The organism is Micromonospora sp. WMMD734 (assembly GCF_049178975.1).
Lineage (GTDB): Bacteria > Actinomycetota > Actinomycetes > Mycobacteriales > Micromonosporaceae > Micromonospora > Micromonospora wenchangensis.
Window position 1 is genome coordinate 3,486,672 of sequence record NZ_JBMHMK010000001.1, and the last position, 23,877, is coordinate 3,510,548.

The window sequence follows — 23,877 nt, forward strand, 5'->3', positions numbered from 1 at the left end:
GGTGCCTGTCACGCGCCCGGTGCGCGGGACCGGGTGATGACGCCGGCCGGAGCCGCCGCACCGGATTCCGCCTCGCCGGTGACCGGCCCACGGAGGAGGAAGCATGCGCATCGCGATGGTCTCGGGACACGCCAGCCCGCTCGCCGTTCCCGGCGGACATGACGCCGTGGGGCTGCACCTGCACGTCGCCGAGCAGGCGGCGGCGCTGGCCGCCGAGGGCCACGAGGTGCGGGTCTACACCAGACGGGACGACACCGGGCTGCCCGACACGGTGCCGACCGACGCGGGGTACCAGATGTGGCACGTGCCCGCCGGTCCGGCCCGGCCGGTGCCCGCCGACGAACTCCTGCCCCACCTGGGCGAGTTCGGCCGCTGGCTGGCCACGCACTGGCAGCAGGACGGGTGGCGGCCGGACGTGGCGCACGCCCACTTCTGGCTCAGCGGCCTGGCGGCCGTGCACGCCGGTCGGCGTACCGGCACGCCCGTGGTGTTGACGTACCACGACCTGGGCAGCGCGTACCGTCGCCGCCCGGATGGCCGGGAGCGGGCCGGCCGGGGGCGGATCGGCTACGAGCGGGCGCTCGGGCGGGCCGTCGACCGGGTCGTCGTCCAGTCACACGACGAGTTGGGGGAGCTGGTCCGGCTCGGGGTGCCCCGGGCGAAGCTGGCGCTGGTGCCGTCGGGGGTGGACGAGCGGCTGTTCAGCCCGACCGGGCCGGCCGCCGCCCGGGTCGCGGGCCGGCCCCGGCTGCTCACCGTGGGTCCGCTGCACGAACGCCGGGGCGTGCAGGACGTCGTGCGGGCACTGCCCGGCGTGCCCGGGGCCGAGTACGTGGTGGTGGGCGGGCCGCCGGCCGGGTCGCTGCCGGCCGACGACGTCGCCCGCCGGTTGACCGCGCTCGCCGGGTCCTGCGGTGTCGCCGACCGGGTCCGGCTGGTCGGTGCGGTGCCCCGTGCGGAGTTGGCGGCCTGGTACCGCTCCGCCGACGTCCTGGTCGCCGCCCCGTGGTACGAGCCGTTCGGCCGTAGCCCGCTGGAGGCGATGGCGTGCGGCGTGCCGGTGGTGGGCACGGCGGTCGGCGGGATCACCGACAGTGTGGTCGACGGGTTGACCGGGGACCTGGTGCCGCCGCGTGACCCCCGGGCGCTGGGCACCGCGGTCCGCCGGCTGCTCGCCGACCGGGTACGCCGTTTCGCGTACGCGACGGCGGCGTTGGACCGGGTGCGGGTGCGCTACTCGTTGCGGCACTGGGCCGAGCAGCTCGGCACGGTCTACGCCGCGGTCAGCGGGGTCGGCCGGCTGGCCCCGGCGGCGGCCTGACCGCCCCCGGCGGGCGGCGCGACAGACCGCTTATTACCGACCGGTAGGATGTTCCGGTGAGCGGGGACGCGGATTACACGCAGCAGTTCGTCGACGTCGACGGGGCCCGGATCGGCATCCAGGTCTATCCGGAGCCCACCGGGTCGCCCGCCGCGCCGCTGGTGCTGATCTGCCCGGCGATGGGGGTCCGCGCCCGCTACTACCGCCCGTTCGCCGCCGCGCTGCGCGCCGCCGGGCTGGCCGTGGTCGTCGCCGACCTGCGTGGCACCGGGGCCAGCACGCCCACGCCGTCGCGGGCCTGCCGGTACGGCTACCGCGAACTGGCCGCCGACGTCGGCGCGGTCCTCGACGCGCTCAAGTCCCACCGGGACGGCCGCCCGACGCTGCTGCTCGGGCACTCCCTGGGCGGGCAGGCGGCCCTGCTGCACCTCGCCCTGCACGGTGTCGACCAGGTCGACGGGCTGGCCCTGTTCGCCGTCGGCATGCCGTACTGGCGCGGCTACCCGGGCCTGCGCCGGTACGGCGTGCTGCCGTACAGCCAGGGGATCGCGGCGGTCGCCGGCACGCTCGGGGTCTGGCCGGGCTGGGGGTTCGGCGGCCGGCAGGCGCGCGGGGTGATCCGGGACTGGGCGCGTACCGCCCGCACCGGTCGCTTCCCCACCCTCGACGGGGTGGACGGCGACGCGGCGGTGGGCCGGCTGACCCTGCCGGTGCTGGCGGTCAGCGTCGACGACGACCAGTACACCCCGCACCCGATCGTCGACCACCTCTGCGCCAAGCTCACCGCCGCGCCGGTCACCAGGCACCGGTACACGGCGGCCGAGGCCGGGGCCCCGCTGGACCACTTCCGCTGGGTCCGGGCCGGCCTGCCGCTGAGCCGGCGGGTAGCCGACTTCGCGGCCGGTCTGCCCCGCCGCTGACCCCGGTGTCCGGTCCGGTACCTGCCCGCCGGCAGCCGGGCGCGTAGCCCCCGTCGGGACGGGTATGCCGCTGCGCCCGAACACGGTGGAGGGGGATCAGATGTCGGAACGACACACCGCACTGCGCTCGATGCACGATCTCGGCCTGGCGGCCTGGTTCGGTGGCTCCCTGATGGGGGCGCTGGGCGTCAACGGAGCGGCGGCACGGATCAGCGACTCGACCCAACGGCTTCCGGTGGCCTCGGCCGGCTGGTCGCGGTGGACGCCGGTCAACGCGGCGGCGATCGGCGCGCACCTGGCCGGCGCGGTGGGTGAGCTGGCCACCGAGAGCCCCCGGATGATGGCCCAGTCCGGGGTGGGTCGGATGAGCGCGGTGAAGACGGCGCTGACCGTCGGCGCGCTCGCGGTCACCGGCTACAGCCGGCTGGTGGGCATGAAGTTGCAGAACGCCGGCAACCCGCCGGTGTCGGGGACCACCGAGCCCAACTACCAGACGCCCGCCGAGGTGGCGCACCGGCAGCGGCAGATGAAGGTCCTGCAGTGGACCGTGCCGGCGTTGACCGGGGCGTTGGTGGTGGTCACCGCGTACATGGGTGAGCAGCAGAAGCCGGGCCAGGTGTTCCGGGGGATGCTCGGGCGCGCCGGTGGGCTGATGGGTGCCCCGATGACGATGGGCCGGCTGGCCGCGACGGGGGCCCGGCGGCGGATGGCGATGGCCGGCTGACCGGCGGGCCGGGACCGGCCGGTACGGGGGCCGCCGTCAACGCCGACGGCGGGCCCCGTACCGGCGCGGTCAGTGGCCCGGCACGGACGGTGGGCCCGTACCGGCACGGTCAGTGGCGGGCGGCTGCCGTCGTGGGGGCCACCACCCCGAGCAGTTCGGCCAGCCGGGCGGCGTCGCGCTGGGCCTGCCCCGCGCAGCAGTTGTTGAACAGCACGTGCACCTCGCCCGACCGGTCGGCCAGGTCGGTGAGCAGGTCGGCCCAGCGGCGCAGTTCGTCGTCGGCGTAGGCGTACCGGAACCGGTCCTCCTTGCTGCCGTGTTCCCAGTGCGCGCTGTGGCCGTGCATCCGGACCAGCACCGGCTCGGCGGTACCGATCATGATCGGGGGCACCGAGGACGGGTGCCCCTGCGGCATGTCCACGCAGACCAGGCTGAGGTCGTGGTCGCGCAGGAAGGTCACCGTCTCGGCCGCCGCCGCACCGTCGAACCAGGACCCGTGGCGCAGTTCCACGGCGACCCGCCAGGGCCGGCACCGGTCGGCCAGTTCCGCGATCCGCCGCCGGGCGCCCTCCCCGCGCACCAGCCACGGCGGGAACTGCAGCAGCACCGCGCCGAGCCGGTCGGCCGCCACGAGCGGCGCCAGCGCCGCCCGGAACCGGGCCCACAGCTCGTCGTACGCCGCCTCGGGCAGGTCCCGGCGGCGGACCCGGGACGGCCCGGCGGGCGGGCGCAGGTCCCTCGGCAGCACCTGGACCGGTGTCGGGTGCCCGGTGAACAGGCTGAACGCCTTGACGTCGAAGGTGAAACCCGGTGGGGTGGCCGCCGCCCAGCCGGCGGTGGTCTGCGGCACCGGGACGGCGTAGTACGAGGTGTCGACCTCGACCAGCCCGAACCGTCCGGCGTACCAGCCCAGCCGCTGGGCCGGGGTACGCACCGACCGGGGATACCAGCCGGCGCGCAGCAGCGTCTGATCCGCCCAGGACGAGGTGCCCACCCTGATCGTTCCCATGTGGTCCAGTCCACCGCCAGGCGGCCGGATCGGCAACCGCAGGGGCGGATGCGGTCGCAGGTGCGGTGGGGCGGGGCGGGGCGGAAAGTGTCGGAGGGTGGCCCTAGCGTGACCCCCGACGACATCGACCACGGAGGGTGGCGGATGACCACTTCGGAGCGGGTGCTCACCGGCGAACGGGCCGACCTGGTGCAGTCCCTCGGCCTGCACCGCGGCTTCCTGCGGCACACCGTGCGCGGGTTGACCGACGCGCAGGCGGCGACCCGCAGCACCGCCAGCGAGCTGTGCCTGGGCGGCCTGATCAAACACGTGACCATGGTGGAGCACCGGTGGGCGCGGTTCATGGCCGGCGGTGCGGAGGCGATGGAGAGCGAGCCGGTCGACTGGGCGGGCATGTTCCGGATGACCGACGACGACACCCTGACCGACCTGCTCGCCCGGTACGCCGGGACGGCGGCCCGCACCGACGAGCTGGTCGCCACCCTCGACCTGGACACGGTCCACCCGCTGCCGGAGGCACCCTGGTTCGAGCCGGGAGCGAGCTGGTCGGTGCGGCGGACGGTGCTGCACGTGATCGCCGAGACCGCCCAGCACGCCGGGCACGCCGACATCATCCGCGAGTCCATCGACGGCGCGAAGACGATGGGCTGAGCCGGCCGGTCACCGTGGGCGGTCGACGACGTAACGGGTCAGGCCGAGCAGGAACCGGCCGTCCTCGGTGTCGGCCCGGTCACCGAGGACGGCACGCCCCTCGGCAAGCGCCGCCCCGGCCAGTTCCCGGGCGCTGCGGCGGGCCACCTCGACACTGTCGTACGCGGTCAGCCGGCGGTGCAGCCAGCGCACCTCGGTCGCCGTGCGCTCGGCGCGGGGGGTGCCGAGGAAGGCCACCGCCCGTTCCCGTTCCCCGGCCGTGCAGCGGGCGAGGAAGTCGATGAGGATCAGGGTGCGCTTGCCCTCCCACAGGTCGCCGGCGATCTCCTTGCCGTAGGCGGCGTACTCCCCCACCAGGTTCAGCACGTCGTCGGTGATCTGGAAGGCCGCACCGAGATACCAGCCGTAGCGGTCCAGCCGGTCAGGGCGCAGCCGTCCGCCGCCGGCCGCCAGCACGCCGGTGCGGCACGGGTAGATGCAGGTGTACCAGGACGTCTTCTTCAGGCACATCCGGTAGTAGTCGTCGGGGGTGAGGTCGCAGGCGTTGTCCCTGATCCAGCCGATCTCGATGGCCTGGCCCTCCAGCGAGTGACGCAGCATCAGCCGGGTCTGTTCGACCAGTTGCCAGGTGGTGCCGGAGCCGAGGGCGTCCCGGTTGGCCAGCAGCCGGTCCAGGGCGAGCAGGTTGGTCATGTTGCCGACGTTGAGCGCCACGCCCACGCCGTACGCGGCGGGCAGGGTCGGCGCGCCCCGCCGCTGCTCGCTGCCGTCCTGGATGTCGTCGTGAATGAGGAAGGCGTTGTGGAACAACTCGACGGTGGTGGCCACGTTGACCGCCGCCTCGTCCGGTTCGCCGCCGTCCCCGGCGAGCCGACACGCGGCCAGGCAGAGCGCCGCCCGCAGCCCCTTGCCGGAGCGGCGGGGATAGTCGGCGACCAGATCGTAGAGGTGGCGGGGGCCGCCGGTGGGCAGGTCGGCGAGCAGGGTCGCCATGGTCCGCGCCCGGTAGCGGTCCAGCACCGCGCCGACCTGGTCGTCGATGCCGGGGAGGGTCATCGGCTCAGGACACCGGGCCGGGCCCGCCGTCGGCCGCCGGGGCCCCCGCGTCCCGGTCGACGCGGACCGGGCCGGGAGTGGGTTCCGACCCCTGCCGGGACATCCGGTCGATCAGTCCGTTGGCCAGTTCCGGGGCGAGCCGCGCCAGGTCGAGCAGGCTGTCCAGCACGTCGTGGGCGTCGGCGGCGTATCGGCGGGTCAGCTCGCCCCGGTCACCGGTGGCCGGCAGCTGGGCGACCACCATGTCGATCAGCGCGTGGGTGTCGCTGCGGACCCGTCCGGCCACCTCGTCGAAGGCCGCCGGGTCGACCCGCCGGTCGGCGGTGAGTTTCTCCTGGAGCCGGCGGGCGCTGTCGATGCCGGCGGACAGCTCCTCCTGGAGCACCGATGCCGCGCGGGTGACGGCGGCCGACACCTCGTCGCCGACCTGATCGAAGCGTTCGTCACGGTGGGTGTCACGTTCGGGCATGGCCCAACCTCCCTCGATGCGACCTGTCCAGCGGATTTTTACACCAGCGCACCCCAGCCGGTCACGTACTGTAGGGATGCCGACCGGGTTCGCGTCGTCGCCACGCGGGTCGGATGTGACCGGGGCCACGCCGGGCCCCGGCGGCGTGACGTCCCACGCCGCGCCGACGCTGAGGGACACGAGATGACCCGATACCGTCTGGATCAGGAAACCGCTGAGCGGCTGCTCAGCGGGGTGGTCGACGGGTCGACCGGTCCGGTCCGGCCGCTGGCGACGCTGCTGACCGCGGTGCGCGCCGCCGTGGCCCCGGCCGAACTACCAGGCGAGCCGGCGGCGGTGTCGGCGTTCCGGGCCGCGCGCGCCGCCCTGGCCACCCCCGTCCCCGCCCGGTCCGCCGCCGATCCGACCGGACCGCTGGACGGCGACGACGTCCAGCCGCCGACGCCGACCGACGACCGCCGGGGCCGGTGACCGCCGAGCCACGGCAGACGACGGCACCGACGGGAGCTGGTAGCTTGCGCCGATGAGTCTGCGGCGTCGACGCCTGGCGGTGGCCTTCCGGCTGGCGATCGTGATCGGTGTGCTGGCCGGGATCGTGCTCACCGCCCTCGGCCCGGCCACCGTCACCGGGCTGCTGCCGTACTTCACCATCCAGAGCAACCTGGCGGTCGGCCTGTTCGCCGGTTACGCCGCCTGGCGGGCCGCGCGGCGTCGGCCCGAACCGCCGTCCGCGCTCAAGGGCGCGGTGACGCTCTACATCACCATCACCGGCGTGGTCTACCACCTGGTGCTGGCCAACCCGGCCAGCCCGTTCGCGATGACCCAGCCCGACCGGACGCCGGGCGAGGCGGTGGGCAACCAGCTCCTGCACACCGTCGTGCCGCTGCTCGCCGTCGCCGACTGGACGCTGTTCGACCCGCGCGGCCGGCTGCGCCCCCGGTACGCCCTCTGGTGGCTGGCGTTCCCGCTGGCGTACCTGGGATTCGCCCTGGTACGCGGGCTGGTCGTGCACCGCTACCCGTACCCGTTCGTCGACGCCGGGCAGCTCGGCTACGACGGCGTCACGGTCAGCGCGGTCTTCTTCGCCGTCGCCTTCTGGCTGCTCGGCCTGCTCTTCGTCGGCGTCGACCGGGCCCTGTCCCGGTGGGTCACCCACCCGCCGGCCGACCCGGTCACCCCCACGCGACCGACCCCGCCACCGGCCGGGCGGTCAGCGTAGCCGGGGGCGACGCCCCGGGCGTACGGCCGACCGGTCCCGGCCGTACGCGTCGGCCCGACCCCACCGGCCCGGCACGTCCAGCAGCTCGACCCGGCCGAAACCGGCGGGCAGGGCCGGGTTCACCAGCAGGTTGTCCCCGCAGGGCCGCAGCCCGAGGATCGTGCCGAGCAGCATCAGCAGGGCCCCGGCGGACCACGACTGCGGCCGGCCGGCCATCGGCAACTGCACCGGGTAGCCGGTGCTCTCCCGGGCATAACCGGCGACCACCTCCGGCACCGACCCGCCGACCAGATCCGCCATCGCGAAGATGCCGTCGGCGATCCGGGCGGCCTCCTCGTCATGGTGGTACCGCCGCAACCCGGCCGCGACCAGTGCGTTGTCCGACGGCCACACGGCACCCAGGTGCGCGCCCACCGGGTTGTACGCCAACTGCCCGGCGGCGAACGTGCGGACCCCGAAGCCGGAGAAGAGCTGTGGCCCCACCAGGTGGGCGGCGAGGGCGGCGGACCGGTCCTCGGCGACGATCCCGCTCCACAGCAGATGCCCGAGCTGGGACGTCAACGCCACCACGGGTGTGCCGTCCGGCTCCAGGGCCGACGCGTAGTGCTCCTGGCCGGGCAGCCAGAAGTCCCTGTCGAACCGTTCCTTCAGCGCGGCGGCCTGCCGCTCCAGCAGGTCGGCGTACTCGGGCTCGCCCCAGAACTCCCGGGCCAGGCGGGCTCCGCGCCGTTTCGCGTCGTAGGCGTAGCCCTGGAGTTCGCAGGTGGCCCTGGGCCCGGCGGGAGCCCGGCCGTCGGCGTCCACGATCGCGTCAGGCGAGTTGCGCCAGCCCTGGTTGACCAGCCCGTTGCGGGTGTTGCGCCGTTGGTAGCGCAGGTAGCCGTCGCCGGTCAGGTCGCCGTACCCGTCGATCCAGTCCAACGCCATCCGGGCCGGGTGGCGCAGCTGACGGACCAGCGCGGCGTCGCCGGACCAGCGCTCGTACTCGTCGAGCAGGATCACGAACAGCGGGGTGGTGTCGGCCGCCCCGTAGTAGAGCCCGGTCGGCTGCTCGTCGAAGGCGGCCGACTCGCCGTACCGCAGCTCGCCGAGGATCTTGCCGGGCTCCTCGTCGTGCTGGTCGTCGAGCCGGCCGCCCTGGAGCAGGGCGAGCATGCGCAGCGTGTTCGGGGCCAGTTCGGGGGTGAACGGCAGGGTCATCAGACAGGTGATCAACGCGTCCCGGCCGTAGAGCGCCATCGCCCAGGGCAGACCCCCCACCGGAACCCGCCCCGAGTACGCCAGCGGCACGTAGCGCAGCGCGGCCAGGTCGGTCAGCGCCTGCTCGTATGTCGCCGGCAGCCGTTCCCGCTCGCTGACCAGTTGCGGCGCCCGGTCGAGCCAGTCGCTCAGGTCGTGCCGCATGTCGTGGCGTACCCGCAGCCGGTGCGACTCCAGGCTCTCCCGCAGGTCGTGCCCGCCCTCGCCGCGGATGGACATCGCGACGTGCAGGTCGGTGGTCCACTTCCCGTGTGCCGGCACGGTGATCCGGTAGGTGAAGCCCCCCTCGTCGACGTCGGCCGGGGCGGTGCTGGAGACCGTCGCCTCCCGGGCGAACCGCTCCCGGTGGTAGCGCAGCCGCAGCACCGCGTCGGACGGGGAGGCGACCGTGGTGATCCGCCGGGGCGTCGGGCTGCGGATCTCCGAGGTGTCGGCGAAGTCCGCGCCGACCTCCATCCGCACCACGAACTCGGCCGGCTCGGCGGAGTGGTTGAGCACCGTCAACTGCTCGGTGAAGCTGTCGTCGATGGACCGGTGCCGGATCACCGACACGTCCGCGTCGACGTAGTGACTGGCCGTGCCGGGGACCAGGAAGAACCGGGTCTCGAAGTAGGTCATGTCGTCGCGGGACAGGGCGTGCAGCCGCTGCCCGTCGACGGTGAGCACCCAGCGGGACAGGAACCGGGTGTCGAAGGAGAACAACCCCACCGGCGTCCTCGGGTCCACCTCCATGTCGCCGTGCGCGTCGCTGACGGCGAAGGCGTTGCCGGCGATGACGTGGACCCGTTCCTCCCTCACCGGTGACCGTCCCGCTCCCGGGCGGCCTCCCGGGGGTGCCGGGCGTCGGGCGGGCCGGGGAAGATCCGCCGCAGCAGCATCAGCAGCCGCATGTTGCCCCGTACCGACAGGTCGTTGCGCAGCAGCGCGGTGGCGAGGTGGGTCCGGCCCGACGCCAACCGGTCGAAGACGTCCCGGTCGGCGCGGACGACCAGGTCGGCGTCCTCGGCGGACCGGGTGACCTCGACGCGCTGGTCGCGGACGGTCAACCGCCAGTGCGCGGTGTGCCCGTCCTCGGCGGCGTCCAGGCGCAGCGTGCCGCTTGTCGTCTCCGGCAGGTCGGGCCGCCGACCCCCGTCCCACCGGTCCAGGAACTCCGCCACCGACGTCCCCACGGCTGCCCTCCCCCACGGTGTGTCACGTGCCTGCTCAGCCTGCCGGTCGAGAGGGTGAGGCCGGCTCACCCGGGCCGGACGAGATCGGGCCGGACGAGTCACGGTCGCAGCAGGCCCCGCAGGTAGGCGGCCTGGCCGACATGTTGGAGGTCGTCGGCGGCGATGCTGACCAGCCGGACCCCGAGGGTCACCGGCGGGTCCCAGCTCTCGTCGACCACCCGGTCGAGGTCCGCCGGGCGCAACCCGGTCAGGAACCCCCGGGTCCGTTGCGCCACCGCCCGGTGGTAGTCGACGAGCGCCTGCGCGTTCTCCGGCCCGACCGTGGCGACCTGCTCGGGGGTGTGGCCGTAGCCGGTGTCGGCCGGGTCGGCGGGCAGCCCGAACCGGGCCGCCCGGTCACCGGCGACCCACACCTGGTCGACCCCGAGCAGGTCGGCGACCTGCTGGTCCTGGATCCGGGTGAGGTGCCAGACCAGCCAGCCGACCGGGTTGACGCCCGGCCGGGGGGTACGGCACAGCTCCTCGGGGCCGAGCCCGTCCACCGCCGCGTCCACCAGGTCGGGCAGTTGGTCGTAGATTCCGGTCAGCAGGTCGTCGACGTCCACCGGGGCCTCCTCGTAGCGGCGTACCCGACCGGGATACCGCAACCGGACGACCACAAACCGCCGCGCCGGGAACCCCGGTGGCGCAGCGTGGTAGGGGTGGTGACGGGCCGGTCGCCGCACTAGCGTCGGCGGCACGGGGCCGCACCGTGCCCCGGGCGAATCGACCGGAGGGGCGTGGACCGTGTCGCTGCTGGCCGCGATGTCATCGTCGGTGGACGACCGTCCGGATCTGATCCGGGTGGGTGACCTGTCGCTGTCCCGGTCCCGGTTGCACGGGCTGGCCACCGCCGTCGCCGACGACCTGCATGGCCTGGACCGGGTCGCGGTCGAGACCACCCCGACGATGGAGACCGTGGTGGGGGTGGTGGGCGCACTGCTGGCGGGCACGGCGGTGGTGCCCGTGCCGCCGGACGCCGGGCCCCGGGAGCGGGAGCACATCCTGCGCGACTCGGCGGCCGGGGCCCTGCTCGCGCCGGCAGGCACGACCCCGGAGGGCTCCCCGGCGGCGGACAGGTTGCCTGTCGTCCCGGTAGACCTGGGCCGGGTGTCGGCGACCACGCATCCGGAACCCGGACCGGAGCGGACCGCCCTGATCCTCTACACCAGCGGCACCACCGGCGCGCCGAAGGGCGCGCTGCTGTCCCGGGGGGCGATCGCCACCTGCCTGGACGGGTTGGCCGACGCCTGGGCGTGGACGCCTGACGACCTGCTCGTGCACGGGCTGCCGCTGTTCCACGTGCACGGGCTGGTGCTCGGGGTGCTCGGGCCGTTGCGGGTCGGCAGCCGGCTGCACCACGTCGGCCGGCCGCAGCCCGAGCGGTACGCGGCGGCCGGCGGGACGCTCTACTTCGGCGTACCGACGATCTGGTCGCGGATCGCCGCGGCGTCGGCCTCGGCGCGCGCCCTGCGCGGCGCGCGGCTGCTGGTGTCGGGCAGCGCGGCGCTGCCCACGGCGGTCTTCGACGAGCTGACCGGGTTGACCGGGCACCGGGTCGTCGAGCGGTACGGCATGACGGAGACCCTGATCACGGTGAGCGCCCGCGCCGACGGCCCGCGCCGTCCGGGCGCCGTCGGGGTGCCCCTGCCCGGGGTACGCACCCGGATCGTCGACGAGCAGGGCCGGGACCTGCCCACCGACGGGGCTGCGATGGGCGAGCTGCTGGTCACCGGCCCGACCCTGTTCGACGGTTACCTGAACCGGCCGGACGCCGACGCGGCGAGCCGTACCGCCGACGGCTGGTTCCGCACCGGGGACGTCGCCACCGTCGGCCCGGACGGGTGGCACCGCATCGTCGGCCGGGCGAGCACCGACCTGATCAAGAGCGGCGGGTACCGGATCGGGGCGGGTGAGGTGGAGGAGGCGTTGCTGGCCCACCCGGCGGTGCGTGAGGCGGCCGTGGTGGGCCTGCCGCACCCGGACCTGGGGCAGCAGGTCACCGCGTACGTGGTCGGCGACGGGGTGACCGGGCCGGAACTGGTGGACTTCGTGGCCCGGCACCTGTCGGTGCACAAGCGGCCCCGGGAGGTGCGGCTGGTCGACGCCCTGCCCCGCAACGCGCTGGGCAAGGTGCAGAAGAAGCGCCTCGTCGAGGGGTGAACCGTCAGACCTGCACGGGCGTCGGCAGCACCCGCCGCAGCCACGAGTCGGGGCGGGGACGGGTCCGCCACTCCCGGGGGTAGCCGACGGAGACCTCTTCGAAGCGCACCCCGTCGTGCCAGGTCACCCGGGGGATGTGCAGGTGCCCGTAGATCACCGCGGTGGCGTGGAAGCGGCGGTGCCAGTCGGCGGTGAGTTCGGTGCCGCACCACTGGGCGAACTCGGGGTAGCGCAGGATGTCGGTGGGCATCCGGACCAGCGGGTAGTGGTTGACCAGGACCTTCGGCACCGCCGGGTCGCTGCCGGCGAGCCGGGCCTCGGTCAGCGCCACCCGGGCCCGGCACCAGGCGTCCCGGCTCGGGTGCGGGTCGGGGTGCAGGAAGACCTCGTCGGCGCAGACCACCCCGGCGGCGTGGGCCCGGGCCAGCGCCTGTTCCTTGCTGGTGACACCCGGCTCGCGGAACGAGTAGTCGTAGCCGACGAACAGCGGCGCGACCAGCAGCGGGCCGCCGGGCCCGGTCCAGATCGGGTAGTCGTCCTCGGGGGTGGCCACCCCCAGGTCCCGGCACTGCCGCACGATGGCCTGGTAGCGGGCCTCGCCGCGCAGCCGGACCGGGTCCTGCGAGTGGGTCCACAACTCGTGGTTGCCGGGCGCCCAGATCACCTTGGCGAACCGTTCGGCCAGCAGCGCCAGCGCCCAGGTGACGTCGGCGAAGAGTTCGGCGACGTCACCGGCGACGATCAGCCAGTCGCCGGCCGCGCGGGGCCACAGGCTCTCCACGATCTTCCGGTTCTCCGGGTACGCCACGTGCAGGTCGCTGACGGCGTAGATGCCGGCGTTCATCGGGTGTGGTCCCCTCGTTCGTCCGGATCCGCACGGCGGGGCGCGGTTCCGGGTCGGCTGGTGCGGTACGGCTCGGGTTCAGTGCGGTACGGCGACGACGGTCAGGGTCAGGCCGGCGTCGTGCAGGTAGCGACCGTCGAAGTCCCGACCGCGACCGGGGACGAGGACGCGGGCGGCGAAGGTACGGTCGGTCGGGTGCAGGACGATCCGGGCCTCGTCGAAGCCGAGGAAGATCCCGGTGATCGGGAACCATGCCTTGTAGAGGGACTCCTTGGCGCTGAACAGCAGCCGGTCCCAGTGCGGTCCGGGGGCGTCGGTGGCCAGCCGGTCCACCATGGCGCGTTCCTCGGGCAGGGCGATCGCGTCGAGCACGCCGTCGGGCAGTGCCGCATCGGGTTCGGCGTCGATGCCGATGGCGCGTACGTCGGCCGCGCGGGCGACCACGGCGGCCCGGTAGCCGGGGCAGTGGGTGAGGCTGCCGACCACACCGGACGGCCAGACGGGTGCGCCACGGTCGCCGGTGAGCACCGGCGCGGGCGGTACGCCGAGGGCGCGCAGCGCCCGGCGGGCGCAGGTACGGGCGGTGGTGAACTCCCGCACCCGCTTCTCGACGGCGCGGGCCACCAGCGCGGCCTCCGCGGGGTGCAGCGGCTCGGTGTCGGTGTCGTCGAACGCCTCGACGGCGACGACGCCAGGCGGTGTGATCCGGTCGATCATGCGTCGGCCAGCGGCCTGATGGTCCAGGTGTCGCCGGTGTGGAGGAGGGTGGTGAGTTGTTGTTCGGGGGTGTCGGTGGTGGTGTTTTTGGCGGTGGTGATTTGGTGTTGGACGAGGGTGTCGTAGGTGGGGCGTTGGGTTTGGCGGAGGATGCCGATGGGGGTGTTGCGGTGGTCGGGTTGGGGGAGGCGGGTGAGGGCGAAGGCGTAGGCGGGGTCGGTGATGGTGGTGTCGTGGGTGATGATGTTTTCGGGTGGGGTGGTGGCGGTGTCGCGGATGTCGAGTCCGAAGCTGTGGGGTGGGTGGACGAGGCAGTGTTGTTTGTTGCGGCCGAAGGTGATGGGTTGGCCGTGTTCGAGGGGGATGAGGTAGTCGTCGCGGGTGTCGGGTTGTTTGAGTGGGTCGAAGGCGCCGTCGTTGAAGATGTTGCAGTTTTGGTAGATCTCGACGAAGGCGGTGCCGTGGTGTTGGGCGGCGGCGCGGAGGATGGTTTGGAGGTGTTTGCGGTCGGAGTCGATGGTGCGGGCGACGAAGGTGGCTTCGGCTCCGAGGGCGAGGGACAGGGGGTTGAAGGGGGCGTCGGTGGAGCCGGCGGGGGTGGATTTGGTGATTTTGCCGGTTTCGCTGGTGGGGGAGTATTGGCCTTTGGTGAGGCCGTAGATGCGGTTGTTGAAGAGCAGGATTTTGAGGTTGACGTTGCGGCGCAGCGCGTGGATGAGGTGGTTGCCGCCGATGGACAGGGCGTCGCCGTCGCCGGTGACGACCCAGACGGACAGGTCGGGGCGGGTGACGGCGAGGCCGGTGGCGATGGCGGGGGCGCGGCCGTGGATGGAGTGCATCCCGTAGGTGTTCATGTAGTAGGGGAAGCGGGATGAGCAGCCGATGCCGGAGATGAAGACGGTGTTTTCGCGGGGGATGTTGAGTTCGGGCATGAATTGTTGGAGGGCGGCGAGGATGGCGTAGTCGCCGCAGCCGGGGCACCAGCGGACTTCCTGGTCGGATTTGAAGTCTTTGCCGGTGAGTTTCAGGGCGACGGGTTCAGGCATTTTTGCAGACCTCTTCCAGCATCGTCTCCAGTTCGGCGGCGGTGAAGGGTAGGCCGCGGACCTGGTTGTAGGTGATCGCGTCGGTCAGGTATCGGGCGCGGATGATCTGGGCGAGTTGGCCGAGGTTCATCTCGGGGATGACGACGCGGTCGTAGGCGGAAAGGACGTCGCCGAGGTTGGCGGGCAGGGGGTTGAGGTGGCGTAGGTGGGCTTGGGCGATGGGTTGGCCGTGGTGGCGCAGGGTGCGGCAGGCGGCGCCGATCGGGCCGTAGGTGGAGCCCCAGCCGAGCACGAGGGTCCGGGCGGTGCCGTCGGGGTCGTCGACGTCGAGGTCGGGCACGTCGATGGCTTCGATGCGGGCGGCGCGGGTGCGGACCATGTAGTCGTGGTTGGCCGGGTCGTAGGAGATGTCGCCGGTCTTGTCGGCTTTTTCCAGGCCACCGATGCGGTGTTGCAGGCCGGGGGTGCCGGGCACGGCCCAGGGACGGGCCAGGGTGTCCGGGTCGCGTAGGTAGGGCAGGAACGTGACGCCGTCGTCGCCGTTGGGGGCGGTGGCGAAGTCGACGCGCAGGTCGGGCAGGTCGTCGACGTCGGGTAGCAGCCAGGGTTCGGAGCCGTTGGCGACGTAGTTGTCCGACAGCAGGATCACCGGGGTGCGGTAGGTCAGGGCGATCCGGGCGGCCTCGAGGGCGGCGTGGAAACAGTCCGAGGGGGACTTCGCGGCGATCACCGCGACGGGGGCCTCACCGTGGCGGCCGTGCAGGGCCATGTTCAGGTCCGCCTGCTCGGTCTTTGTCGGTAGACCGGTCGACGGGCCGGCGCGTTGCACGTCCACGATGACCAGGGGGAGTTCCAGGGCGACGGCCAGGGAGATCGTCTCGGATTTCAGGGCGACACCGGGGCCGCTGGTGGTGGTCACTCCCAGGGCGCCGCCGTAGGAGGCGCCCAGAGCGGCGCCGACCGCGGCGATCTCGTCTTCGGCCTGCATGGTGACCACACCGAGCCGCTTGTGTTTCGACAACTCGTGCAGGATGTCCGACGCCGGGGTGATCGGATACGCGCCGAGGAACACCGGCAGACCCGACCGCACCCCCGCCGCGACCAACCCCAACGACAGAGCGGCGTTACCGGTGATGTTGCGGTAGGTGCCCGGCAGCATCGCCGCGGGTTTCACCTCGTACCGCACCGAGAACGAATCCGTCGTCTCGCCGTAGTTCCAGCCCGCCTTGAACGCCGCGATGTTCGCCGCGACCAGATCCGGCCGCTTGGCGAACTTCCGCTCCAGAAACCGTAGGGTCGACTCGTACGGGCGGGAGTACATCCACGACAACAACCCCAGGGCGAACATGTTCTTCGCCCGCTCGGCGTCCTTCTTCGACACCGACAACTCCGCCAACGCACCCACCGTCATCGACGTCAACGCCACCGGATGCACCACAAACCCATCCAGAGTGTCGTCCTCCAACGGCGACACCGCATACCCGACCTTCGTCAGGTTCCGGCGGGTGAACTCATCGGTGTTCACGATGATGTCCGCACCCCGACGCAGATCACCCACATTCGCCTTCAACGCCGCCGGGTTCATCGCGACCAACACGTTCGGCGCGTCCCCCGGCGTCAAAATGTCGTAATCAGCGAAATGCACCTGGAAACTCGACACCCCCGGCAACGTCCCCGCAGGCGCCCGAATCTCCGCCGGGAAATTCGGCAACGTCGAAATATCATTACCCAACTGCGCCGTCTCCGAGGTGAACCTGTCCCCCGTCAACTGCATCCCGTCACCCGAGTCACCAGCAAACCGGATCACCACCCGGTCCAACTGACGCACCTCGGTCCCGCCGGGGGTCCCACCGTCCGTCGCCGGCGCATCGTCGTACCGTGTCGTGGAGGTCATGGGCGATCGCGTCCCTCTCTTCTGCGCGGCGCGCACCACGACGGTGCGCCGCCGGTGAACGGGCGGGCCGACACCCGGCCCCGGCGGTACCAGCGCAGCCGTCGGCCGGCGCGGTACGGCCGGCGCAGGTCCGTACCGCCGGGGTCGGCGACCCCGGCGTCAGCCGGCGGGGTCGCCGACCGCATCAAGCGCCGGCGAGCGCGTGCGACCACACGCTAGGTTCCGGTCCCGGCCGTGCCAACCCTTAGCGATCCCCTACCCCGACCCACCCGCGGACGGCCCGGCGACGGGCGACGCGGGGCGTCCACCGGGGACGGCGCAGGGGGCGCGTGCCTCGACCCGGCATGGGACACTTGTCTACATGGGCGAGCTGACCAGCGGCGCAGTGGCCGAGCCGGGGTCACCGCTGCGGCCGGGCGATCCGGAACACGTCGGGCCCTACCGGCTGCGCCGCCTGCTCGGCTCGGGCGGCATGGGGGTGGTCTTCCTGGCCGAGGCCCCGGGCGGGGGCCGGGTCGCGGTCAAGGTCGTCCACGACGAGTTGCGCTCCCGGCCGGAGTTCCGGCGACGGTTCGCCCGCGAGGTCGCCGCCGCCGGCCGGGTCGCCGACTTCTGCACCGCCCGGGTGCTCGACGCCGACCCGCAGGGGCCGATCCCCTACCTCGTCACCGAGTACGTGACCGGGTCGTCCCTGCACGAGCACGTGACCCGGCACGGCTCGCTCTCCGGCCCGCAGGCCGAGGCGCTGGCCGTCGGGGTGGCCGCCGGGCTCACCGCGATCCACGCCGCCGGGCTGGCGCACGGCGACCTGACCCCCCGCAACGTCCTGCTGTCCCCGTTCGGTCCGAAGGTCATCGACTTCGGGCTGGCCAGCCTGATCGAGGCACTCGACCCGACCACCGGCCCCTCGTACGGCACGCCCGGCTGGTTGGCCCCGGAGCGCCTCGCCGGTTTCCCGCCCGCCCAGCCCGCCGACGTCTACGCCTGGGGGATCCTCGTCGGCTGGGCCGCCACCGGTCGGCTGCCGGTCGACCCCCGGGTGCACCCGGCCGGCCCGCCCGACCTGAGCGGGCTGCCCGCCGGCCTCGCCGCGGTGGTCGCGCGGGCGTTGCGCACCGACCCCCGGCAACGTCCCACCGCCCGGGAGGCGATGCTGATCCTGGTCGGCAGCGCCGACACGGCCAGCATCCGCTCGGCGGTGGAACCGGTGGCCGCCACCACCGAGCAGCTCGACGGCACCCGGTGGTACCCGGCGGCCGGCCAGCCGGCCACCCTGGTCGCCCCGACGCCGCCGCCGCGTCGACCGCCGCCGCCCTGGCCGGCGGTGCTGACCGGGGTGGTGGCGGTGGTGGCCCTCGTCGTGCTGGGCGTGGTCGCGTTGCGACAGGCCGACCAGCGGGGGGCACCGTCCGCCGGGCCGGACCCGTCCGCGCCGTCCGGCGTCGTCACACCGAGCCCCACCCCGAGCCCGTCGCCCACCCCCACCCCCAGCCCCACCCCCGCCACCGCGACCGGGCAGGACGGGTCGCTGGAGTTCACCGTGACGGGGGTGCACTGCGGGTCGCGGGAGATCGGGTTCTGGCCGTTGACCCAGAAGGCGGACGGCGTGTTCTGCATGGTCGACGTCGACGTGGTCAACAAGGGGTCCAAGGGCACCATCGTCTGGCCGCTCAGCCAGCGGCTGGTCGACGCGGACGGGCGGGGATACACCCCGGACACCCGTTCCCTGCTCTACTATCCGGACACGCAACGGTTGACCAAGAGCATCAAGCCCGGCGCGACGGTCAGCGGATCACTGGTCTACGACACGCCGGTCGGCGCCGAACTGCGCCAACTGGTCGTCCACGACACGCCACTGAGTGCGGGCACCACCATCGATCTGCCGTGACCGGGGAGCCGGAGGACATGGACGTCGCCATCACCGCGGAACTCACCGGGCGGGCCCTGTCCCGGGCGCTGCACGCCACCGGGCGCGGCGTGGTGCTCGTCGCCAGCGCCGCGCTCAGCCTGGCCCTGCTCGTCGCCACCGTGCTCGCCACGGCGTTCATCTCGCTCGGCGTCGGGGTGCTGCTGCTGCCCCTGGTCACCCCGCTGGTCCGCTGGCTCACCGGGCGGTGCCGGGATCTCGCCGGCCGGGCCGGGGTGTCGATCGCCACGCCCTACCTGCCCGCGCCGCCGACCGAGCGGGGGGTGGTCGGCTGGGTGCAGCGCTGCCGGTCCATCCTCACCGACCCGGCGACCTGGCGCGACCTGCTGTTCCTCCTGCTCAACGTGTTCGTCGGCTTCGTACTCGGCCTGCTGCCGGTCACCCTGCTGGTCTACTCGGTGGAAGGGCTGCTGCTCTCCGCCGGGTTCTGGATGCTGATGCGGGAGTCCGGGGTGGATTTCTGGTACGGCTTCACCCCGATGGACACCTGGCCGCACGCGGTGCTCGGCGCGCTGGTCAGCCTGGTGGTGTTCGCGATCTGGGTGGCCGCCGCCCCCGGGGTGGTGGCCGGACACGCCTACTTCGCCCGGACGCTGCTGGGCCCGAGCGAACGGGCGGAGATCGCCTCCCGGATGCGGCACCTCTCCGAGACCCGCTCGGATGTGATCAACATCCAGGCCACCGAGCTGCGCCGGATCGAACGGGACCTGCACGACGGGGCGCAGGCCCGGTTGGTCGCGATCGGCATGAAGCTCGGTGCGGCCACCCGGCAGCTGCGGACCAATCCGGACGTCGCGGAGACCCTGCTGGTCGACGCGCGCAACGCCACCGCCAGCGCGCTGGAGGAACTGCGCTGCCTGATCCGGGGCATCCACCCGCCGGTGCTGGCCGAGCGGGGGCTGGAGGACGCCATCCGGGCGATCGCGTTGGAGAGCCCGATCGAGGTCGACGTCATCGCCGACGTACCCGGCCGGCTGGCCGCCCCGGCGGAGTCCGCCGTCTACTTCGCCCTGTCGGAGCTGTTGAACAACGTGGTCAAGCACGCCAACGCCGACCGGGCCAGCATCGACCTGCGGCACGAGGACGGTTCGCTGCGCGCCGTAGTGATCGACAACGGTCAGGGCGGTGCCGACGCCACCCTCGGCACCGGACTCCGGGGCATCGAGCGGCGCTGTGCTACGTTCGACGGGACGCTCGTCCTCAGCAGTCCCGAAGGTGGGCCGACCGTCGCGATCCTGGAGCTGCCGTGCGCGTTGTACTCGCCGAGGACCTCTTCCTCCTGAGACAGGGAATGGTCCAGCTCCTCGAATCCTACGACTTCGAGATCGTCGCGGCGGTCGACAACGGCCCGGCTCTGCTCGACGCCCTGGTGACCCTCCGCCCGGAGGTCGCGGTGGTCGACGTTCGCCTGCCCCCGACCTTCACCGACGAGGGCCTGCAGGCAGCCCTGGAGGCGCGTCGCCGCTGCCCCGGACTGCCCATCCTGGTCCTCTCCCAGCACGTCGAGCAGTTGTACGCCAAGGAGCTGCTCGCCGACGCCAGCGGCGGCATCGGCTACCTGCTCAAGGACCGGGTGCTCAACAGCGACCAGTTCGTCGACGCGATCCGCCGGGTCGCCGACGGGGGCACCGCGATGGACCCACAGGTGATCTCGCAGCTGCTGGCCGGCAGGTCCCGTCGGGAGCCACTGTCGACCCTCACCCCGCGCGAGCGGGAGGTGCTCAAGCTGATGGCCGAGGGATGTTCGAATACGGCCATCGCCCAACGTCTCATCGTCAGTCAGGGTGCCGTCGCCAAGTACACGACCAGCATCTTCACCAAGCTGGACCTGACCCCGGCCGACGACAGCAACCGCCGGGTGCTGGCCGTGCTGGCGTACCTCAACGGCACCCGGGCCGACGTCGGCTGACCCGACGCCACATGCGACGGTGCCCCCGGTCGGTCGACCGGGGGCACCGTCGTGTGTGCGGGTTGCCGTCACTCGACGGCGACGGCGGCCTCCGCCGGCCGGGAGAGCATCACCCGGCGGCCCGGCAGCACGGTGGCGGCGAAGGCGAGCACGGTCGCGCCCGCCACCACGGCCAGATAGATCCATATCGGACCGGAGGGCACCGGTCGGCCCAGCACCACGATGCTGAACGGCATCAGCGTGGCGATGGAGGCGATCGTGCCGAGCACCACCCCGATGACCGCGACCATGCCCGCCTCCACGCTGAGCATCTGGAGGGCCTGCTTGCGGGTGGCGCCGATGAGCCGCTGCATGCCCAACTCCCGGCGGCGGCCGGCGGTCGCCACGATCAGGGTGTTCGCCACCGAGATCATCGTGTAGCCGGCGACCAGGGCGACGAGCAGGTAGTTGACCCAGGCCTGGGTCTTGGTCCGCTCGGCGAACGTGGTGATCGCCTCCCGCCCCTCGATCATCGTGCCGGGGTTACCGGCGACCTTCTCCCGCAGGCTGGCCGTCAGCGCGTCCCGGCTGGTGCCGGGTTCGGCGGTGACCAGGATCTGCCGGGACAGCCCGGTGGTGCTGTGCGCGGCGAGCAGGTCGGCGGGGAGCAGGATCGTCTCGAACCCCTTCTTCGCCGGGTAGAGCGCCACCACCCGCAGGTCCACCGCCGAGCGGTCGCCGAGCCGCAGGGTGATCTGGTCGCCGACGCCGACGTTGAGGTTCTTCCCGGCCACCTCGGGCAGCGCCACCGTGTCGCCCCGCAGGTCACCGAGGTTGCCGTCGCTGGTCCGCACCCCGGTGATGCCGGCGGCGCTGGCCCCGCTGACCCCCTGCAACGGCCAGGGCGACTCGACGTGCGACCCGTCGTACGGCTTGTTGATCCAGCCGGCGCTGGTCACGTACGCCGACGCCTCCTCGACGCCCGGCGCGGACCGGATCGCCTCCACGGTGTCGGCGGGGAAGCCGCCGGTGGTGGAGCTGAGCACCAGGTCGGCCCGCAGGTTGTCCGAGTAGTAGCGCTCGGCGGCCTCGTTCTGGGTGGTCTGGAGGTAGAAGTTGGCCACCGCCAGCGCCACGGCCAGCATGATCGGGGTGACCGCGGAGGCCACCCGGACGGCGCGGGTGCGGACGTTGACCGTGCCGAGGTAGCCGGCGAGGCCGAAGAACGCCCGTACCGGCAGGCTGAGCACGCCGGCCAGCAGCCGGGTCAGCCCCGGGCTGATCAACGCGATCGAGATCGCCCAGCACATCACCGCCGGCCCGGCGGTCGCGGACGCCACCGCGCCCTGCATCACGATCGCGGTCACCAGGATCAGCGCGAAACCGGCGGCGAAGAACAGGATGGAGAACACCACCCGGGGCCAGCTCACCCACTTGCGCTGCAGGGCGGCCTCGGCGATGCCGGCGGTGGGCTTGGTCTTGGAGGGGCGGCGACCGGCGACGTAGGCGGCGACCATGGCGGCGAAGATGCCGATCGCCGGCGCGGCCAGGTAGGGGATGAAACCCTGGTGGAACTGCACCACCGGCGAGATGACCCCGGCGTCGGAGACGATGTCGTAGAGCAGCGGCCCGAGGAACACCCCGGGCGCGCAGCCGAGGATCGCCGCACCGACCGCGACGACGAGCGCCTCGCGGCGCACCATCGCGCGGATCTGCCGGGGCGTCGCGCCGATCGAACGCAGCAGCGCGATCTCCTTCTGCCGCTGCTGCACCGACAGGCCCAGCGTGCTGGCGACCACGAAGATCGCCACGAAGACCGTCATGCCGGCGAAGACCCCGGAGAGCGGGATGAGCTGCGCCTGACCGCCGACCGCCTCGGGGAACTCGGCCGCGCCCCGGTCGTCGCCGGTGAGCACGACGAGCTTGCGGTCGGCGAGGGTCCGCTCGATCCGCTCGCGCAACGCGTCCAGGTCGGTGCCGGGCTTGGCCAGCACACCGATCGCGTCCGCGGTGCCGGTGTGCGGGTTGAGCCGCCGCTCGTCGTCGTCGGAGAAGAACAGCGCCGACTGGCTCAGCTCACCGGGCGGCGCGGCGATGCCGGTCACCTGGAAGGACGACTGGACCCCACCGACCACGACGTCGACCCGGTCGCCGACCTTGATCCGGGCCAGCTTGGCCACCGCCCGGTCCAGCACCACCTGGCCGGCCTGGGCCGGCGGCTGCCCGTCGAGCCGGTACGGCCCGAGCTGCGCCGACTCCCACCGGTGGCCCAGCGACTGGGTCCCGACGATCACCGGTGCGCCGTTGCGGACGACGGTGGCGGCGAACGACGCCTCGGCCACCGCCCGTTCGACCCCGGGCACGCCCTGGATCTTGCCGACCAGGCCCGGATCGATCCAGTACCGCTCGGCCAGCGGCACCGACTTGATGTTCTTGGTGTCCTGCGGGTCCTTCTTGGGCACGCCGTAGGTCTGCTTGCCGCTCACCACCACGTCGGCCGCCGCCAGCCGCTGCGGCGGGACGGCCATCCGGATGCCGGTCTCCATCAGCCCGCCACAGGCGACGATCAGCGCCACACCGAAGAAGACCGCGATAAATGTCGCGATAAAGGCGAGCTTGCGGTAGCGCAGGGTGCGCCACGCGAGGTACGTCATCAGAAGCCACCCCTGCCGGTGGACTGCGGCGCCCGGTTCTGCTGCCACGCGGTCAGGTGGGTCATCCGCTCGGCCACCACGTCGGCGGTCGGCGCCTCCAGTTCACCGATGAACTGGCCGTCGGCGAGGAACAGCACCCGGTGCGCGGCAGCGGCGGCGACCGGGTCGTGGGTCACCATGATGATGGTCTGTCCCCCGCTGGACACCGTCTCGCGGAGCAGTTGCAGCACCTCGATGGTGGTCTGGGTGTCCAGCGCGCCGGTCGGCTCGTCGGCGAAGATGACCGCCGGGCGCATGATCAGCGCCCGCGCGATCGCGACCCGCTGCTGCTGACCACCGGACAACTCGCTCGGCAGGTGCTTGCGCCGCTCGGCCAGCCCCACCCGGCCCAGCACCTCCACCACGGAGTGCCGGTCGGGCCGGCGGCCGGCCAGTCGGAAGGGCAGGCCCACGTTCTGCTCGACGTTGAGCGCCGGCATCAGGTTGAACGCCTGGAAGATGAAGCCGACCCGCTCCCGACGCAGCCGGGTCAGCTGGTTCTCGTTCATGCCACTGAGTTCCTTGCCGTCCAGCACCACCGAGCCGGACGAGGGCACGTCGAGCCCCGCCGCGCAGTGCAGGAACGTGCTCTTGCCGGAGCCGGACGGCCCCATCACGGCCGTGAAGCTGCCCCGGGGGAAGCTCATCGTGACGCCGCGCAGCGCGTCGACACGGTTGTCGCCGCGCCCGTACGTCTTGCGCACGTCGTCGAGCCGCACCGCGTCGGCACCACTGATCGGCGTCCGCCGGTCCTTGTTTCTGTTCACCTCATGCTCCCCGCAAAAGAACGTCGCCGAACGGCGGTGGGTACATGTTTCACGGTATGGATCGGGCCGATTGCGCTCAATGGAGCTAATGACCCGAA

At 72.9% G+C, this 23,877-nt stretch carries 22 protein-coding genes; 10 read left to right on the top strand and 12 right to left on the bottom strand.

From position 1 onward, the window contains the following. Positions 1 to 103: 103 nt before the first annotated feature. The 3 genes from ACN267_RS14875 to ACN267_RS14885 all read left to right on the top strand — a co-directional run bounded on the left by ACN267_RS14875 (position 104) and on the right by ACN267_RS14885 (position 2,965). Entirely contained in the window at positions 104 to 1,321 is a 1,218-nt protein-coding gene (locus ACN267_RS14875; RefSeq protein ID WP_421488938.1) for a glycosyltransferase, read from the top strand. Between the two features lie 56 nt (positions 1,322 to 1,377). After that, positions 1,378 to 2,241, top strand: a complete 864-nt coding sequence (locus ACN267_RS14880; RefSeq protein ID WP_204961170.1) for an alpha/beta fold hydrolase — start codon at positions 1,378 to 1,380, stop codon at positions 2,239 to 2,241. 100 nt (positions 2,242 to 2,341) lie between these two features. Further along, a complete protein-coding gene (locus ACN267_RS14885) occupies positions 2,342 to 2,965 on the top strand; it encodes a hypothetical protein (RefSeq protein ID WP_067311729.1) in 624 nt (207 codons plus the stop codon). Between the two features lie 109 nt (positions 2,966 to 3,074). On the opposite strand, the gene ACN267_RS14890 is transcribed toward ACN267_RS14885, so the two are convergent. Continuing rightward, positions 3,075 to 3,974 (bottom strand): DUF72 domain-containing protein, encoded by a 900-nt coding sequence (locus ACN267_RS14890; protein WP_281899226.1) that lies wholly within the window; start codon positions 3,972 to 3,974, stop codon positions 3,075 to 3,077. A 144-nt stretch (positions 3,975 to 4,118) separates the two neighbouring features. Between ACN267_RS14890 and ACN267_RS14895 the strand changes: the two genes are divergently transcribed. After that, on the top strand, positions 4,119 to 4,625 hold the full coding sequence (locus ACN267_RS14895) for a DinB family protein (protein WP_421488939.1): 507 nt from the start codon (positions 4,119 to 4,121) through the stop codon (positions 4,623 to 4,625). Positions 4,626 to 4,634: 9 nt separating this feature from the next. On the opposite strand, the gene ACN267_RS14900 is transcribed toward ACN267_RS14895, so the two are convergent. Together ACN267_RS14900 and ACN267_RS14905 are read right to left on the bottom strand one after the other, a co-directional pair. Next, entirely contained in the window at positions 4,635 to 5,681 is a 1,047-nt protein-coding gene (locus ACN267_RS14900) for a polyprenyl synthetase family protein (RefSeq protein ID WP_421488940.1), read from the bottom strand. Between the two features lie 4 nt (positions 5,682 to 5,685). Then, positions 5,686 to 6,150, bottom strand: coding sequence for a hypothetical protein (locus tag ACN267_RS14905; RefSeq protein ID WP_281899232.1), 465 nt, complete (start codon positions 6,148 to 6,150; stop codon positions 5,686 to 5,688). A gap of 183 nt (positions 6,151 to 6,333) precedes the next feature. On the opposite strand from ACN267_RS14905, the gene ACN267_RS14910 reads away from it, so the two are divergent. Together ACN267_RS14910 and ACN267_RS14915 are read left to right on the top strand one after the other, a co-directional pair. Next, positions 6,334 to 6,621, top strand: a complete 288-nt coding sequence (locus ACN267_RS14910; protein ID WP_281899234.1) for a hypothetical protein — start codon at positions 6,334 to 6,336, stop codon at positions 6,619 to 6,621. A gap of 52 nt (positions 6,622 to 6,673) precedes the next feature. Then, a complete protein-coding gene (locus ACN267_RS14915) occupies positions 6,674 to 7,369 on the top strand; it encodes a Pr6Pr family membrane protein (RefSeq protein WP_421488941.1) in 696 nt (231 codons plus the stop codon). Here ACN267_RS14915 and ACN267_RS14920 read toward each other — a convergent pair. The 3 genes from ACN267_RS14920 to ACN267_RS14930 all read right to left on the bottom strand — a co-directional run bounded on the left by ACN267_RS14920 (position 7,361) and on the right by ACN267_RS14930 (position 10,406). Beyond that, positions 7,361 to 9,427, bottom strand: a complete 2,067-nt coding sequence (locus tag ACN267_RS14920; RefSeq protein ID WP_421488942.1) for a glycogen debranching N-terminal domain-containing protein — start codon at positions 9,425 to 9,427, stop codon at positions 7,361 to 7,363. The genes ACN267_RS14915 and ACN267_RS14920 overlap by 9 nt on opposite strands. Beyond that, the gene (locus ACN267_RS14925) at positions 9,424 to 9,801 is read right to left on the bottom strand and encodes an SCP2 sterol-binding domain-containing protein (RefSeq protein WP_204961162.1); all 378 of its coding nucleotides are present in this window, start codon (positions 9,799 to 9,801) and stop codon (positions 9,424 to 9,426) included. Before ACN267_RS14925 ends, ACN267_RS14920 begins: the two co-directional genes overlap by 4 nt. Before the next feature lie 98 nt (positions 9,802 to 9,899). Continuing rightward, positions 9,900 to 10,406: a mycothiol transferase gene (locus ACN267_RS14930; RefSeq protein WP_421490424.1), complete on the bottom strand. Its 507-nt coding sequence runs from the start codon at positions 10,404 to 10,406 to the stop codon at positions 9,900 to 9,902. A gap of 199 nt (positions 10,407 to 10,605) precedes the next feature. Here ACN267_RS14930 and ACN267_RS14935 point away from each other — a divergent pair, with 199 nt between their 5' ends. Continuing rightward, entirely contained in the window at positions 10,606 to 12,003 is a 1,398-nt protein-coding gene (locus ACN267_RS14935) for an acyl-CoA synthetase (protein ID WP_421490425.1), read from the top strand. 4 nt (positions 12,004 to 12,007) lie between these two features. Here the strand turns inward: ACN267_RS14935 and ACN267_RS14940 are convergent, their stop codons facing one another. From ACN267_RS14940 to ACN267_RS14955, 4 genes are all read right to left on the bottom strand, one after another. Continuing rightward, positions 12,008 to 12,847, bottom strand: coding sequence for a metallophosphoesterase family protein (locus ACN267_RS14940; protein WP_421488943.1), 840 nt, complete (start codon positions 12,845 to 12,847; stop codon positions 12,008 to 12,010). 78 nt (positions 12,848 to 12,925) lie between these two features. Next, entirely contained in the window at positions 12,926 to 13,564 is a 639-nt protein-coding gene (locus tag ACN267_RS14945; RefSeq protein WP_421488944.1) for a 4'-phosphopantetheinyl transferase family protein, read from the bottom strand. Then, positions 13,561 to 14,610: a 2-oxoacid:ferredoxin oxidoreductase subunit beta gene (locus ACN267_RS14950; RefSeq protein WP_281899247.1), complete on the bottom strand. Its 1,050-nt coding sequence runs from the start codon at positions 14,608 to 14,610 to the stop codon at positions 13,561 to 13,563. Before ACN267_RS14950 ends, ACN267_RS14945 begins: the two co-directional genes overlap by 4 nt. Further along, on the bottom strand, positions 14,603 to 16,504 hold the full coding sequence (locus ACN267_RS14955; protein WP_421488945.1) for a 2-oxoacid:acceptor oxidoreductase subunit alpha: 1,902 nt from the start codon (positions 16,502 to 16,504) through the stop codon (positions 14,603 to 14,605). The genes ACN267_RS14950 and ACN267_RS14955 overlap by 8 nt, the downstream gene beginning before the upstream one ends. 361 nt (positions 16,505 to 16,865) lie before the next feature. Here ACN267_RS14955 and ACN267_RS14960 point away from each other — a divergent pair, with 361 nt between their 5' ends. Genes ACN267_RS14960 through ACN267_RS14970 form a run of 3 tightly spaced genes read left to right on the top strand, consistent with a single transcriptional unit; the run spans position 16,866 to position 20,340 of the window. Further along, positions 16,866 to 18,392 (top strand): serine/threonine-protein kinase, encoded by a 1,527-nt coding sequence (locus ACN267_RS14960; RefSeq protein WP_421488946.1) that lies wholly within the window; start codon positions 16,866 to 16,868, stop codon positions 18,390 to 18,392. 17 nt (positions 18,393 to 18,409) lie between these two features. Beyond that, positions 18,410 to 19,714 (top strand): sensor histidine kinase, encoded by a 1,305-nt coding sequence (locus ACN267_RS14965; RefSeq protein ID WP_204957353.1) that lies wholly within the window; start codon positions 18,410 to 18,412, stop codon positions 19,712 to 19,714. Beyond that, on the top strand, positions 19,678 to 20,340 hold the full coding sequence (locus ACN267_RS14970) for a response regulator (RefSeq protein WP_204928153.1): 663 nt from the start codon (positions 19,678 to 19,680) through the stop codon (positions 20,338 to 20,340). Before ACN267_RS14965 ends, ACN267_RS14970 begins: the two co-directional genes overlap by 37 nt. Before the next feature lie 68 nt (positions 20,341 to 20,408). On the opposite strand, the gene ACN267_RS14975 is transcribed toward ACN267_RS14970, so the two are convergent. Both ACN267_RS14975 and ACN267_RS14980 read right to left on the bottom strand, forming a co-directional pair. After that, positions 20,409 to 22,973 carry an FtsX-like permease family protein gene (locus ACN267_RS14975; RefSeq protein WP_204957243.1) on the bottom strand — a complete coding sequence of 855 codons (2,565 nt, stop codon included), beginning with the start codon at positions 22,971 to 22,973 and terminating at the stop codon, positions 20,409 to 20,411. Then, positions 22,973 to 23,779: an ABC transporter ATP-binding protein gene (locus tag ACN267_RS14980; RefSeq protein WP_204957242.1), complete on the bottom strand. Its 807-nt coding sequence runs from the start codon at positions 23,777 to 23,779 to the stop codon at positions 22,973 to 22,975. The genes ACN267_RS14975 and ACN267_RS14980 overlap by 1 nt, the downstream gene beginning before the upstream one ends. Between the last annotated feature and the right edge of the window lie 98 nt (positions 23,780 to 23,877).